Source organism: Streptomyces sp. NPDC058257, assembly GCF_042881845.1.
Classification (GTDB): Bacteria; Actinomycetota; Actinomycetes; order Streptomycetales; family Streptomycetaceae; genus Streptomyces.
Genome location: NZ_JBHVXJ010000004.1, coordinates 350,049 through 363,444 on the forward strand (window position 1 = coordinate 350,049; position 13,396 = coordinate 363,444).

Here is a 13,396-nt window from a genome sequence, read left to right on the forward strand (position 1 = left end):
GGTCTCTGCCCGGCTCACTCAGGAACGGTGAAGTACGCCGCGAACGCCGCGACGATCTCCTCCTCCGTCACACGCCCGTCCCCGTCCGTGTCGAGCGAGGCGCCCGCCGCGCCCGCGATGTCCGCCGGGACGCCGAGGGCCTTCAGGACGCGCTCGGCCTCTCCCGGGCTGACCGCACCGTCCCCGTCGCCGTCCGCGACCGCGATCACGGCGTCCAGGAAGGGCCGCGCGATCTCGGCGAACCGGGCCGGGTTGTCCCGCAGGCGCTTCACGGCGCCGCCCACGAACTCGGGCTTGGTGATCCGCTGGTCGCCGTCACGGTCGGCGATCCCGGCCATGCCCTGCCAGAAGGCCTCGGCCCCGATGTAGAGGGCCTGGCCCTTCTCGGAGCGTGCCGTCGCGCCGAACTCGGTGAGCAGGGCGGCGGCCGCCGTGCTGAAGTCCTCACGGGAGATGTAGCCATTGCCATCTTGATCGAAGGTGGCGAAACGGGCCGCGATCTTACGCTCGTACTCGGCACTGTCCATGGTGTTCGGGCCGCCTCACTTCTGCGGTTGGGTGCGTGTGCACAGGGGGTTCCCTGGGTGTCTCCAGCAGCGAGCGTACGTCTTCGGCGACCCCCCGGAGGCCGGAAGGCGACGCTTGTGCCAAGACCGGAACAAGAGAGGTTGTACCAGGGACCGATCCTTGGTGATCTTTTGGGTCCGCCTTGACCTCGCCTCACACCTTGCCGATATGTGCGCTTTCATGCGGCCACGACGAGTGACCCAAACCTCCCTGATGTCATGATCGGGTCAAAAGTCATTTACGTATGCGCAAAGCGAACGCACAGCGATTCGCACCCCACTGTCCGTGCGCACGGAATCTCAACTGCCGCTGTCGCAGCAGGGTGTTACGTTCCGGCGCGGACCAGCTCGTGTACGACCGCGCCGCTCGCTACACGAAGAACGCCTGGATACGCGCCTGCCGTGACCGGGGCTCCTTCCACCCGGACAACTGCTCGGTGACCAAGCACTACAAGCGATAGTCACCACAGGCACGAAGCGGCAGCCCTGACCAGCTGCCACGCACGCACACCGGGCCCGGGCCCCCGCCCCGGGCCCTTCGCCTTCTTGGGGGAAGCGATCAGTACGTCGAGCAGCACGTCAGACAGCACGTCAGAAGTCCTCAGCGCCACGGGAGTCGACCTCTCCTACGGCTCGACCACCGCCGTCCGTGACGCCCATCTGACCCTGGCGCGTGGCGAGATCGCGGCGATCACCGGGGCCAGCGGCTCCGGCAAGTCCTCACTCCTGTACTGCCTGGCGGGCGTGCTGCCCCCCGCGCGGGGCGAGGTGCGGTTCGAGGGGCGGGCGTACGGCGAGCTCGACGACGAGGACATCAGCGCGCTGCGCCGCGAGCGCTTCGGCTTCGTCTTCCAGTACGGCGAGCTGCTCCCCGAACTGACCATCGAGGAGAACACCGCCCTGCCCCTGCGCCTCGCGGGACAGCGCAAGCGCCCCGCGCTCAAGGCCGCCGCCGAGGTACTCGACCGCCTCGGGATCGCCGACCTGCGCGAGCGGCGGCCCTCGCAGGTGTCCGGAGGGCAGGGCCAGCGCGTCGCCGTGGCACGGGCGTTGGTGCACAAGCCCGCCGTGGTCTTCGCCGACGAGCCGACCGGCTCCCTGGACAGCGCGAACGCGGCCACCGTCCTCAAGGAGTTCCTCGGCCTCGCCCGCTCGCAGGGCACCGCCGTCCTCCTGGTCACGCACGACGCGAACGTCGCGGCGCAGGCCGATCACCACTACACGATGGCCGACGGAGTCCTCGCCACGAAGGGCGCACCGGCATGAGCGAGTTCCTGCTCGGCCTGCGGCTCCTCTTCGGCTCCGGGCGCGGCTCCCGCGTACGTTTCCTGCTCATGACCCTCGGCGGCTCCCTCGGGGTGTGCTGCCTCGCGCTCGTCCTGACGATTCCCTCGATCCTGGGCGCCCACGACGGACGGTCAGCCGACCGCGACCCGCAGGTCTTCGCCGGCAAGAAGTCCGGGCGGCCCACCCTCGTCCTCCAGCGCTCCGACCCGCACGGCTCGAAGCCGTTCAGCCGCGTCTTCCTGGCCCGTGGCGAGGACGGCGCCGACGTGAAGCCGCCACCCGGCCTGAGTGAGCTCCCCGCCCCCGGAGAGGTGTTCGTCTCCCCCGCGCTGCACGACCAGCTCCGCCGCGAGCCCGGTCTCAAGGGGCTGCTCCCCGGTGATGAGAAGGGCCTGATCGGTCCCTCGGGCCTGACCGACCCGAACGAGCTGTACGCCTACGTCGGCACCACCAAGGACCGGCTCGGCGACGACGCGCGCGCGTTGAAGAGCTTCGGCTCCGAGCACCCGCCCACCACCGCCGTCGAGAAGTCCACCCTCGACATCCTGCGCTTCACCCTCGCCGCCCTCGTGCTGCTGCCCCTCGGCGTTTTCCTCTCGGTCTGCGCCAAACTCTCCGCCGCGAGCCGCAACCGGCGCCTCGCCGCCCTGCGCCTCCTCGGCCTGAGCACCAAGGGCACCCAGCGCGTGAACGCCGCCGAGACCGTCGTGGCCGCCTTCCTCGGGGCGCTCATCGGCCTCGCCGAGTTCTGGCTCCTGAACCAGATCATGGCGAGGACCGGTCTTCCCGGCCTGAAGTGGTACCCCGCCGACGGCGCGCTCTCCGCGTCCACCGTCGCCGTCTGCCTGATCGGCTGCACCGCGCTCTCCTGGTTCGTGGGACGCGGCAGCGCTCGCGCCGCCGCCACCAACCCGCTGAGCACCCGGCGCACCGCTGCCCCGCGCGCGCCCCGCGTCTGGGGCGGCCTGCTGCTCGTCACCGGGCTCGGCATCGTCGTCGGCTACAGCGCGACCGGCCTCACCGACAACCCCGCGCAGTCCACCGGCATCAACTCCCTTCTGGTGCCCGGCGGGGTGCTGCTCACCGGGCTCGGCCTGGTGAGCGTCATGCCGCTGCTCTCGTACGGCATCGCCACGCGCCTCGCCCGCTCCGGCAATCTCGCCCTGAGCCTCGCCATGCGGCGCAACGAGGTCGAGCCGGGCAGTGCGATGCGGGTCGTCACGGGGCTGGTCCTGCTCGTGTTCTCGGCGTCGCTCGCGCAGGGCGTTCTGGTGGAGGAGCAGCAGATCACCCGCTCCGACTCGCCCGTGCAGGAGTACGGCCTGCGGCTCTCGCAGCTGAGCGGGGAGCAGCAGGACAAGCTGCGGGACATCCCGGCGGTGCGGGCGGACGCCATCGTGATGGATCCGCGTACCGACCCCACCAAGGAGGGCGGCGACTGGCAGGCCCCGGCCCTGGTCGCCACCTGCGCGCAGCTCGCGAAGCTGGTGGAGCACGCGGCGGGCTGCGAGGAGGGCAAGGTGCTCAGGCTCCAGGACCCGAACGTGTCCGATTCGCCCATCAAGACCTCCGCGTACGCGATGAAGCAGCGGGGCGGGAGCGGCAAGCGCACCTCGCTGAAGGTGAAGGTGCCCGACGCCACGGTCCTGTTCGACGGGTACGACGTCACCAACATGCCGAGTCCGGGCCTCCTGGTACCGCCCTCCGCGCTCCCGGCGCACACCCTGCCCGTCGCGGCCACGCTCGTCCTCACGTCCGGCTCGGACCCCGGCACGGTACGGGACGTGCTGGACCGCATCGGCGCCATCGCGCCCACGGCGGACGTCGATCCGGCGGGCATCAACATCGACGGCCTCCAGCAGATCACCGTCATCGAGACGCTGCTCGCGCTCGGCATGGTGATGGGCCTGATCATCGGCGTCGCGGCGTTCCTCGTCTCCGTCACCGACCGGGCCGTGGAGCGCCGACCGCAGGTCACCGCGCTGTCCTTGATCGGCGCGCGGGCCCGCACCCTGCGGCTGGTGCAGTGCACGCAGGTCGTGCTGCCGCTGGCCGTGGGTCTGCTGCTCGCGCTCGTCGCGGGGAAGCTCGCCGAGTCCGCCTATCTGGTCACCGGCGGCGGCGAGACCTTCTGGGACGGGGCCGGGGTCCCGCTCCTGGTCGCGGCCATGGCGGGCGTGCTCGTCCTGGCGGTCGTGGGGACGATGCCGCTGGTGGGGCGGCGCATCGATCCGGAACTCATCCGGCGGGACTGACGCGCCGGGCAGGGGCGGGGGCGGGCGGCGTCACGCGGCGAGCGGGGGGGCACGCGGAGAACCGGCGTCACGCGGAGAGCGGGATCGCCTCGTCGTCGACCGCCGCCGTCACGTCCGGGAAGACCTCGAAGAGGCGGCGTACGCCGAGGGCCGCGAAGACGCGGTTCACGTGCGAGCCGTCCTCGGCGCCCTTCGCGGGCAGGATCAGGCGCAGGCGGCCCTGACAGGAGCGGAACAGGCGGCGCGTGGCTATCAGCACGCCGACGCCGCTGGAGTCGCAGAACAGGACGTCGGAGAGGTCGAGGACGAGGCTGTGGCGGCCGTCGGCCACCGCGTCGTGCACGCGCTGGCGCACGATGGGCGAGGTCACCAGGTCCATTTCGCCGGACACCCGCAGAACGGCCCAGCCGTCCTGCTCGTCCACCGCCACCTGCAGCGTCACTCGCACGCCTCTCGCTCGCTGATACCGCTCGCTCGTAGCTCTGCTCGCCTATGCGGAAGCCTTTCCTACGCTTCCTGCGTACGTCGCGGCTGCCCCCGCTCTTCTCCATGAAACACCAGGAACGTCTTTCCCTATCATCCGAGGCGGTGCGGCGGCGCACTTTGCCGCAAAGGGAGTGCGTTGTCGGTGGTGGCGACTACATTCGACGGAGGGTATCGATTCGAACGGCGTCGGCGCGGGCAGGCGCTGCCTGCACGGGCAAGGAACGGCACGCGAGGGGGCCGCATGGCGAAGGACGCGCCGCGTCGCTGGGACCGCCGCATGCAGCAGCGGCTCGCGCACGGGGAAGCAGCCGCGCTCGGCGAGCTGTACGACCGCTTCGCCTCGCTCGTGCACGGCCTCGCCCACCGCGTGCTCGGCGACGAGGACGCCGCCGACCGGCTCACCCGCGAGGTCTTCGCCCACATCTGGGAGAACCCCGACGCGTACGACCCCAAGCAGGGCCCCCTGCGCTCCTGGGTCGCCACGCTCACCCACCAGCGGGCCGTCCGGCGGCTGCGCCAGACCGAGTCCGCCGCCCTGGCCCGCGGCGGCGAGGGCACCGCGGAGGACCTGGAGCGCAAGGTGCGCCGCGCATCGGCCGCCGCCCGCGCGGACTACATCGTCACGGCCATGCCCGCACCGCTGCGCGCCGCCCTGGAGCTCGCCTACTTCCAGCGGCGCGACTACCGCCAGACGGCGGCCGATCTCGGCGTGACGGAGGACGAGGCGCGGCGGCGCCTGCGCCTCGGGCTTCAGCTGCTCTCCACCGCGAACGACGTGGCGGGCCCCGCGGAACCGCACCCCGCACCGGGCTCGCCTCCCGGTTTCGGGAGAGCGCTGTGAACGGCCCCGACCGGCAGGAACCGTTCGAGGACCCGGACCGCCCCGAGAGCGGCGCCGACGCCGGTGCCGAGCACCGGGCCGACCGGGGCGAGCGGAAGGACGCCCGCAGGCCGCCCCGCATACCGCTGCCCCGCACCTCCATAGAGGACACCGGTGCCCCCTTGCCCGACCCTCCCGTCGCCCTCACCCTCGACCACCGCGTCCTGAAGTCCCTCCTCGGGGCCTGGGCGCTCGCCGCCTGCTCGGTCGACGAGGCCATAGCCGTCGAGGAGCACCTGGGGCACTGCGGGCCCTGCGCGGAGGAGGCCCTGCGGCTGCGCGACGCGGTGGGCCTGCTGCACCGGGAGGAGAGCCTCGACCTCGACCCGAGCCTGCGCAACCGCGTCATCGAGAGCTGCCTCGGCCGACGCCCGCCACGCATCCCGGTGCCCGAGTGGGCCATGCCGTACGACGCCGAGACCGCGCGGCTCGACGCGCTGCTGCGCGACATCGGCGCATCGGAGTGGCACGCCCCGGTGGACCTCAGGTGGTTCGACGAGGACCGGCCGGTCAGCCGCCGGACGACGGTGGCCGGGGTGATCGCGCATCTCCTCGCCGTCGACGGCCTGGTCGCGCTCGCTCTCGGCCTCGACGACCCGCTCGGCGGTGAGGGAACACCGCCCTTCGACCCGAGCCGCCGCACCGAGGCGTACTGGAGCGCTTCGTACTTCCCGCCCACGCGCGCAGTGCGCGGCCCCTGGCGCGAGCAGACCCACGAGCTGATCCGCACGGTGTCCTTCACGGCGGGCGGCGCGCACGGCTCCGGCTCCGGCCGCCTCGCCGTTCCCTACAGCGCCCCGGACGACGAGGGCCGCCGCGTCCAACTGCCGCTGCGGGACTCGATGCTGGAGCGCGCCTTCGAGTGCTGGATCCACGCGGGCGACATCGCCGACGCCGTGGACTATCCCTACGAGCCGCCGTCCCCGCGCCATCTGCACCGCATGATCGACCTCGCCGCCCGGCTGCTCCCCGGCACCCTCGCCGAACGCCGCCGCTCGGGGCTCGCCGACCCGGCGCAAGGCCTGGTGGCGGCGGGCGCTCCCGGCCGGAGCCTGCGCCTGGAGATCGAGGGCTTGGGCGGCGGCGAGTGGTTCATCCCGCTCGACTCCCCCGGCGCCGACGCGTCGGCCGACCGTGAGGTGGCCCATGTCGCACTGGACGGCGTCGAGTTCTGCCGCCTCGCCGCGGGCCACGTGTCTCCGCAGGAAGCGGCGGCGGGACAGGACGGAGACCGCAGGGCGATCAAGGACGTACTGTTCGCGGCGGCGTCATTGAGTCGTATGTAGCTGTATGTGGCTGTATGTAGCTACATACAGCTGTATGTGGCCGTACGGGAAGGGCCTGACGGAGAGACGGAGAGCCGTCGCTAGGCGAAGACGACCGTGCGGTGGCCGTTCAGCAGGATCCTGCGCTCCGCATGCCACTTCACGGCCCGCGCGAGCGCCTGGCACTCCACGTCGCGGCCGATCGCGACCAGCTGGTTCGGCGTGACGTCGTGGCCGACCCGCTCGACCTCCTGCTCGATGATCGGGCCCTCGTCGAGGTCCGCCGTCACATAGTGCGCGGTCGCGCCGATCAGCTTCACACCGCGCGCGTGCGCCTGGTGGTAGGGCTTCGCACCCTTGAAGCTCGGCAGGAAGGAGTGGTGGATGTTGATGATCCGGCCGCTGAGCTGCTTGCAGAAGTCGTCCGAGAGCACCTGCATGTAGCGGGCGAGGACGACGAGCTCCACGTTCTCGCCGCGCACGACCTCCAGGATCTGCGCCTCGGCCCGCGCCTTGTTCTCCTTGGTCACCGGGATGTGGTGGAAGGGGATGCCATACGACGCGACCAGCTCGGCGAAGTCCGTGTGGTTGGAGACGACCGCGGCGATCTCGACCGGCAGCGCGCCGATCCGCGAACGGAACAGCAGGTCGTTCAGGCAGTGCCCGAACTTCGACACGAGGAGCACGATGCGCATCTTGTCGTCGGCGCGGCCCAGCTGCCAGTCCATGTGGAAGGAGTCGCCGATCGCCGCGAAGCTCGCCCGCAGCTTCTCCACCGTCACCGGCGGCTCGGCCGAGAAGTGGACGCGCATGAAGAAGAGACCTGTGTCGTGGTCGCCGAACTGCTGGCTGTCCTCGATGTTGCACCCGGTCATGAAGAGATAACTCGACACGGCGTGCACGATGCCCTGCTTGTCCGGGCAGGAGAGGGTGAGGACGTACTGCTCAGCGGGGTCGGCGGACGCGGCGACGGACGGTTCGTTCATGCGCCCAAGGTTCCCACAACCGGGCACCCGTCCGGTCCGCCCTTCCAGAGGCCGGGACCGGGCCGCCGCACGCGAGGGACTAGCTCGCGGTCCGCGTCATGATCCGAAGGACCTCCAGCGTCCGAGGCTGCACGTCCGGCTCCTCCCCGTCACTCACGGAGAGCCGTACATGCGCCTCCCGAGCCGCCCGGACCGCCTCGGGCCAGCCCGGGTGGTCCAGATAGGCGGACACCAACGCGTCGGGCCCGACCTCGTGCATGATCCGCAGGACTCGCAGCACCGCCGCGTCGACGAGAGCCGCCTCCTCGGCGTCGCGGAAGATCGTCCCTACGTACTTCTCGGCGGACCAGTTGTCGAGCCACGTGTCCTCGACCAGGCGGTATACGGCGTCGGTCACGTCCCCGTACTCGTCGCGCCCGGCGAGCCAGCACTCACGCTGGAACCCCGGGTCGGAGAGCATGTGGAGCGCCGAGCGCACGTTGCTGCGCCAGCGCCACCATGGCATGTCGTTCGTTGGCATGCCGCCCATGGTGCTTGAGCGACTGCCGCGACGGGAAGAGTTCTCCGAACCTTGCACGGTCATCGATCGTACGTTCCCCTTTCGTGCAGCCGAATCGGCCCCTGCCATTCACCTTCTTGTCACCATGCGTTGAGAGCGCGTCACTCCATGGTTGGCGCTGCGGCGGAATCGTGCATGACCATGCCCGCCTCGCGACGCACCTTGCTCCCCCACCCCTCCAAAACCGCGTCCCTCACCGCCCTGGTGGCGGTGTGTGCGTCCCTGACCACCGCGTGCGGGGCCATCCCTGGTTCCACGGGGGGATCAAGGGAAGACCCCGTGACCGTCATGACCTGGGCCCCCGAGAAGACCAAGGCGACCAACAAACCCGGCATCCCCGCGATGGCGCAGGCATACGCGCGCTGGGTCAACGCGCACGGCGGGCTCGACGGCCACCAACTCAAGGTCATCACCTGCAACGACCACAACGACCCGGTGGGCGCCGCCGACTGCGCCCGCAAGGCGGTCGACGAGGAGGTCGCGGCCGTCGTCGGCTCCTACAGCCAGCACGGCCAGTCCTTCCTCTCCCCCCTCCAGGTCGCGGGCATCCCCTACATCGGCGGATACGGCGTCACCGACGAGGAGTTCAGCAGCCCCCTGTCGTACCCCGTCAACGGCGGCGAACCGGCACTGATGGCGGGCAACGGCAAGCAGCTCGCAGGGCGCTGCCAGCGCGTCTCCCTCGTACGCCCCGACACCATCGCGGGCGACGATCTCCACAAGCTCCTGGACGCGGGCCTCACCGAGAGCCACCGCAGGCCCTCATCCGACATCCGGGCGCCCGAGGACGGCACCGACTTCACGGCCCAGGCCGAGCAGGCGCTGGACCGCGCGGGCACCGGCGGCTGTGTGACGGCGGCGCTCGGCGCCCGCACGGACACGTTCTACGACTCCTACCGGCGCACCCGGGACGCGTACCCGACCACCAAGATCTCCTCCGTCCTCGGCAGCGTCGACCAGTCCCTCATCGACCGCACGGGCGGCGGCGAGGGACCGTACGAGGGCGCCTACGTCACCAGCTGGTACCCGGCGGCGAGCGATCCCCGCTGGGACGAGATGCGCGGGGCCATCCGTCAGCAGGCGTTCGGCGACAACCGGGTCGATCCGACGGACGCGGGCGTGCAGACGACGTGGATCGCGTACACCGTCCTGAAGAAGGCCGTCGAGTCGCTCGACGGCGGCGAGGTCTCCTCACGGACGCTGCGGCGGGCCCTCGACCGGGGGCTCAAGGTCGAGACGGGCGGTCTCACGCCCACCTTGCGCTGGCGCTTCAAGGACATGCTCGCGGCCAGCGACTTCCCGCGCCTGATCAACGCCGACGTCACGTTCCAGGAGGTGCGGGACGGCCGCCTGGTGCCCGCGCGCAAGGGCTTCGTGAACGTCTCGAAGACCCTGGAGCGGGTGAAGTGACCCGCTCCAGGCGCCCGCACCACGGGTGAACCGAGGCGCGTCCTACAGCTGCGACTTGTCGCGCGTGGTGAGCCCGTGCTGCTCGGCGATGGCGTTCCACAGCCCGGCCGCCTCCTGCTTGGCCGTGGTCGCCTCGCCGCTCGACTTGTTCCCGGCGACCGCCTGCGCCGTCCCGCGGGCGTGGCCCTTCCTGCAGCCCTTCTTGCCCGCGACCTGGCCCGCCCACGCGGCGTAGTGGTTGTCGGCCGCGGCTGACGCCTTCCAGGCCTTGGTGAGGGACGCGGTCAGCTGCGCGTTGGCCGGGAGCTTGTCCACGGAGAGCTGCGAAAGGCGCGTGACCAGGCCGTTGCGCTGCTTGGCCGCGTTGCGCAGATCGGTGGCCGACTGACCGAGGTTGTCGCACTTTCCTACGTTGCGTACGGCGGCGATCACCGAGTCGCGGCTGTTGTTGCTGTCGGCGAGGAGCTTGTCGAGGGCGACGGCCTGCTCCTTGGCCGGGTCGACGGAGGGCGAGGGTTTCCCGTCGGACGGCGCGGACTCTGAGACGGTCTTGGGGCTGTCCTTCTCCTCGTCACCGCCGCCGCTGAGGAGGGCGCCCGCTCCGACGCCGATCAGCGCGATGGCGACACCGATGGCCGCGAAGAGCGGCACCTTCGAGCCGGTGCGGCCCCCGCCGCGCGACGCGGGAGCGGCGGCGGCTCGGCGCGCGGCACGGCCGCCGCCTCCGCCGTCGCCGTGCGCCTGGGCCTGGAACTGGCCCTGCGCCTGGAACTGACCCTGGGCCTGGCCCTGGCCTGCGAGCTGCGGCGGCTCGAAGCGGGGCATCTGCTGGGTCGACGCGGGGCCTTCGGGCTCCGGCTGCTCGGTGCGGAAGAGGCTGTCGAACTCGGCGGGCGGCTGCCGGTCGCCCGGGGCGCCCGGCCGTATCCCGAAGGGCGCCTTGCCGGGCTCGGCAGGCACGGGGGGTATGTACTGCGTGGGCTCGCTGTCGGAACCGGCCGCCGGGGGCAGGGGCGCGCCCGGCACGGGTCCGTGTCCCAGGAACCGCGTGGCGTCCGGGGCGGGTGCCTCGGGCGGCAGGGCGCCGGGGGCCACCGGAGGTATGTACTGCGTGGCGCCTTCGTCGACCCCTGCGCCGTTGCCGGGCATCGCGGGTATGTACTGCGTGGCGTCCGCGTCACCCGGGGCGGCGGGCGGAAGCGGCGCGATGCCTCCCGCGACGGGCGGAAGCGGCGCGCTCGCGCGCGAGCCGCCCGGGGGAAGCTGCCCGGCCTGGACCGCGGGCGGAAGCTGACCTGCCTGACCGGCCGGGGAAATCGCGTGCCCCGGCTGCCCGGGGTACGCGGCGTCGGCGGGCTGCCCCGCGTGGGCCCCGCCCACCGGCTGTCTCGCGTGCGCGCCGCCTGCCTGCTGCCCCGCGTGCGCCCCGCCCGCGCCCGGCCCCGCGTAAGGCCCTTGGGCGGCGTGCTGACCCGCGTGCTGGCCCGCGTGCTGGCCGCCCTGAGCGTGGCCCGCGTACGGCCCGCCCTGGGGCTGTCCGCCGTACCCGGCGCCCTGCGCCTGGCCGCCGTACGGGGCGCCCGAGGGCTCGCCTCCGTAGGAGGCGCCCGAAGAGCCCGCAGCCTCCGGGGGATGGCCGCCGTAAGACTGCTGGCCCCCGTAGGAAGGGCCCTGCGGGTAGCCCTGGTGCCGCGTGCCCTCGGCGGGCAGCGGGGTGCCCGCGCCGTACGACTGCTGCTGGCCGGCCGGGGAGTCCCACGCCTGGCCGGAGCCGGGCGGCGGGTCCGCCGGGGCCGGGCCCCACGGCTGGCCCCAGGGGCTGCCGCCGGGAGGGGCCACCTGGTCGCCGGTGGTGCCGGGCATCAACGGCTCGCTTCCGTCGGCAGGCAGCACGATGCCTTCGTGCGCGTGCCGGTCCGCGGGGTGCGGATCGGAGGAAGCGGCGCCATGCCCGCTCTGCTGCGTCACCGGGACTCCTACGTATGGGGGAACCTACGGAACCGTCGGCTCACGCTACCGGGTCCCCACAGCCGTCTGCCACGCAGCTCAAACCTCCGTCGCCGCTTTAATCGCAGAAGTAACAAAAGCTCTCCGCGAAACGCTGGTTATGTCGCCACGAAGGGGCGATCGCGTACGGGTGTTGGACATTCACGGTGCGAAAAGGGCAGGGACGGGCCACGTTCACCGATGCGCGACACACATCACAAATTCTTCACGCACCCGATCCCGTGCCCGCTCCCGTACCCGATCCCGTGCCGGTCCCGCGTTCCGCCCCGCGCCCGCCTCCGCGCCCCTTCACGCCGCCTGGATGTCCACGCGCGCCCCGAACTCCCTGACCACCGGCTCCTCCTGGTACGGCGCGAGCCGGTCCTGGAAGTCCTCCAGGTACTCCGCGCCCCGGTTCGACCGCAGTGTGCCGAGGAGTTCGACCGCCTTCAGGCCCGTGTGGCAGGCCTGCTCGATGTCCCGCCGCTGCACCTGCGCGGTGGCGAGCAGGACGAGGCCGATCGCCCGCCGCCGCGCCCGCGTCTCGGGATGCCCCGCGAGGGACTCCTCCGCGCTGCGCGCCGCCGCGTCCGCCTGCCCCAGGTCACGGTGACAATGAGCCAGTTCATCGGCCAGATACGCATGGTCGAAGTGCCGGATCCACACGGGGTCGTCGCCCGATTCCGCCTCCCCCGACGCCCGGTCCATCGCCTCGACCGCATGGCCCGCGACCACCTGCGTCGACCGTCCGTCCCCGAGCAGCGCGTGCCCCCTTGCCTCGGCGGCGTAGAACATGGCCTCCGCACGCGGGGTGACCCGCCCGCGCGTCCCCTCCTGGGCCGCCCGCGCCAACTGCGCGATCTCCCGCGGGTTGCCGAGCTGGGCCGCGAGATGGCTCATGGAGGCGGCGAGCACGTACCCGCCGTACCCCCGGTCGCCCGCCGCCTGTGCGAGCCGCAGCGCCTGGATGTAGTAGCGCTGGGCCAGACCCGGCTGGCCCGTGTCCACCGCCATGTACCCGGCGAGTTCCGTCAACCGCGCGACGGCGGCGAACAGTTCGCGCCCCACGGACTCGCGGTACGAACCGGCGAGCAGCCCCGACACCACGCTGTTCAGATAGTGCACGACGACCGGCCGCACATGCCCGCTGCCGTACTGGTGGTCGAGCTTCGTCAGCGCCTCCGTCATGGCCCGCACCGCCGCCACGTCGGAGAGCCCGACCCGCGGCCCCGCCATCCGCCCGACCTGCGCGTCCGGGGACGAGATCAGCCAGTCGCGGCTCGGCTCGACGAGCGCGGACGCGGCGACGGACGAACCGGACAGGAAGTCCCGCCGCCCCACGTCGCTGCGCCACAGCTCGCAGACCTGCTCGATGGCGCCGAGCACGGTGGGCGAGAACTGCAGACCGACGCCGGACGCGAGGTTCTTGCCGTTCGCCATGCCGATCTCGTCGATCGTGACGGTCCGGCCCAGCTTGCGGCCGAGCGCCTCCGCGATGATGCCGGGCGCCCTGCCGCGCGGCTGCTGACCCCGCAGCCACCGGGCGACCGACGTCTTGTCGTAGCGCAGATCGAGTCCGTGCTCCGCGCCGCACATGTTGACCCGACGGGCCAGGCCCGCGTTCGAGCAACCCGCTTCCTGAATGAGTGCCTGCAGCCTTTCATTGGGCTGCCGCGCGACGAGCGGCCTTGCGGCCATGGCGTACCCCCTGATGTG

12 protein-coding genes are annotated in these 13,396 nt (G+C 72.0%); 6 read left to right on the top strand and 6 right to left on the bottom strand.

Annotation, left to right across the window (positions count from 1 at the left end):
• Positions 1 to 14: 14 nt before the first annotated feature.
• Positions 15 to 527, bottom strand: coding sequence for an EF-hand domain-containing protein (locus ACFVXC_RS14005; RefSeq protein WP_389905009.1), 513 nt, complete (start codon positions 525 to 527; stop codon positions 15 to 17).
• 362 nt (positions 528 to 889) lie between these two features.
• Here ACFVXC_RS14005 and ACFVXC_RS14010 point away from each other — a divergent pair, with 362 nt between their 5' ends.
• The 3 genes from ACFVXC_RS14010 to ACFVXC_RS14020 all read left to right on the top strand — a co-directional run bounded on the left by ACFVXC_RS14010 (position 890) and on the right by ACFVXC_RS14020 (position 4,108).
• Positions 890 to 1,027 carry a hypothetical protein gene (locus ACFVXC_RS14010; protein WP_389905010.1) on the top strand — a complete coding sequence of 46 codons (138 nt, stop codon included), beginning with the start codon at positions 890 to 892 and terminating at the stop codon, positions 1,025 to 1,027.
• A gap of 85 nt (positions 1,028 to 1,112) precedes the next feature.
• On the top strand, positions 1,113 to 1,832 hold the full coding sequence (locus tag ACFVXC_RS14015) for an ABC transporter ATP-binding protein (RefSeq protein ID WP_389905012.1): 720 nt from the start codon (positions 1,113 to 1,115) through the stop codon (positions 1,830 to 1,832).
• Positions 1,829 to 4,108, top strand: coding sequence for an FtsX-like permease family protein (locus ACFVXC_RS14020; RefSeq protein ID WP_389905014.1), 2,280 nt, complete (start codon positions 1,829 to 1,831; stop codon positions 4,106 to 4,108). The genes ACFVXC_RS14015 and ACFVXC_RS14020 overlap by 4 nt, the downstream gene beginning before the upstream one ends.
• A gap of 67 nt (positions 4,109 to 4,175) precedes the next feature.
• Here the strand turns inward: ACFVXC_RS14020 and ACFVXC_RS14025 are convergent, their stop codons facing one another.
• The gene (locus ACFVXC_RS14025) at positions 4,176 to 4,550 is read right to left on the bottom strand and encodes an STAS domain-containing protein (protein WP_383271439.1); all 375 of its coding nucleotides are present in this window, start codon (positions 4,548 to 4,550) and stop codon (positions 4,176 to 4,178) included.
• 285 nt (positions 4,551 to 4,835) lie between these two features.
• On the opposite strand from ACFVXC_RS14025, the gene ACFVXC_RS14030 reads away from it, so the two are divergent.
• Both ACFVXC_RS14030 and ACFVXC_RS14035 read left to right on the top strand, forming a co-directional pair.
• Positions 4,836 to 5,435 carry a sigma-70 family RNA polymerase sigma factor gene (locus ACFVXC_RS14030; protein WP_389905016.1) on the top strand — a complete coding sequence of 200 codons (600 nt, stop codon included), beginning with the start codon at positions 4,836 to 4,838 and terminating at the stop codon, positions 5,433 to 5,435.
• Positions 5,432 to 6,760: an MDMPI N domain containing protein gene (locus ACFVXC_RS14035; RefSeq protein ID WP_389905019.1), complete on the top strand. Its 1,329-nt coding sequence runs from the start codon at positions 5,432 to 5,434 to the stop codon at positions 6,758 to 6,760. Before ACFVXC_RS14030 ends, ACFVXC_RS14035 begins: the two co-directional genes overlap by 4 nt.
• An 80-nt stretch (positions 6,761 to 6,840) precedes the next feature.
• Here ACFVXC_RS14035 and purU read toward each other — a convergent pair whose 3' ends face one another.
• On the bottom strand, positions 6,841 to 7,725 hold the full coding sequence (purU, locus tag ACFVXC_RS14040) for a formyltetrahydrofolate deformylase (RefSeq protein WP_389905021.1): 885 nt from the start codon (positions 7,723 to 7,725) through the stop codon (positions 6,841 to 6,843).
• A gap of 79 nt (positions 7,726 to 7,804) precedes the next feature.
• Positions 7,805 to 8,308: a hypothetical protein gene (locus tag ACFVXC_RS14045; RefSeq protein ID WP_389905023.1), complete on the bottom strand. Its 504-nt coding sequence runs from the start codon at positions 8,306 to 8,308 to the stop codon at positions 7,805 to 7,807.
• A gap of 117 nt (positions 8,309 to 8,425) precedes the next feature.
• Here ACFVXC_RS14045 and ACFVXC_RS14050 point away from each other — a divergent pair, with 117 nt between their 5' ends.
• A complete protein-coding gene (locus ACFVXC_RS14050) occupies positions 8,426 to 9,694 on the top strand; it encodes an ABC transporter substrate-binding protein (protein ID WP_389905306.1) in 1,269 nt (422 codons plus the stop codon).
• A gap of 42 nt (positions 9,695 to 9,736) precedes the next feature.
• Here the strand turns inward: ACFVXC_RS14050 and ACFVXC_RS14055 are convergent, their stop codons facing one another.
• Together ACFVXC_RS14055 and ACFVXC_RS14060 are read right to left on the bottom strand one after the other, a co-directional pair.
• The gene (locus ACFVXC_RS14055; protein WP_389905025.1) at positions 9,737 to 11,662 is read right to left on the bottom strand and encodes a hypothetical protein; all 1,926 of its coding nucleotides are present in this window, start codon (positions 11,660 to 11,662) and stop codon (positions 9,737 to 9,739) included.
• Positions 11,663 to 11,989: 327 nt separating this feature from the next.
• Complete coding sequence (locus ACFVXC_RS14060) at positions 11,990 to 13,378, bottom strand: transcriptional regulator (RefSeq protein WP_389905027.1); 1,389 nt, start codon at positions 13,376 to 13,378, stop codon at positions 11,990 to 11,992.
• Positions 13,379 to 13,396 lie beyond the last annotated feature (18 nt).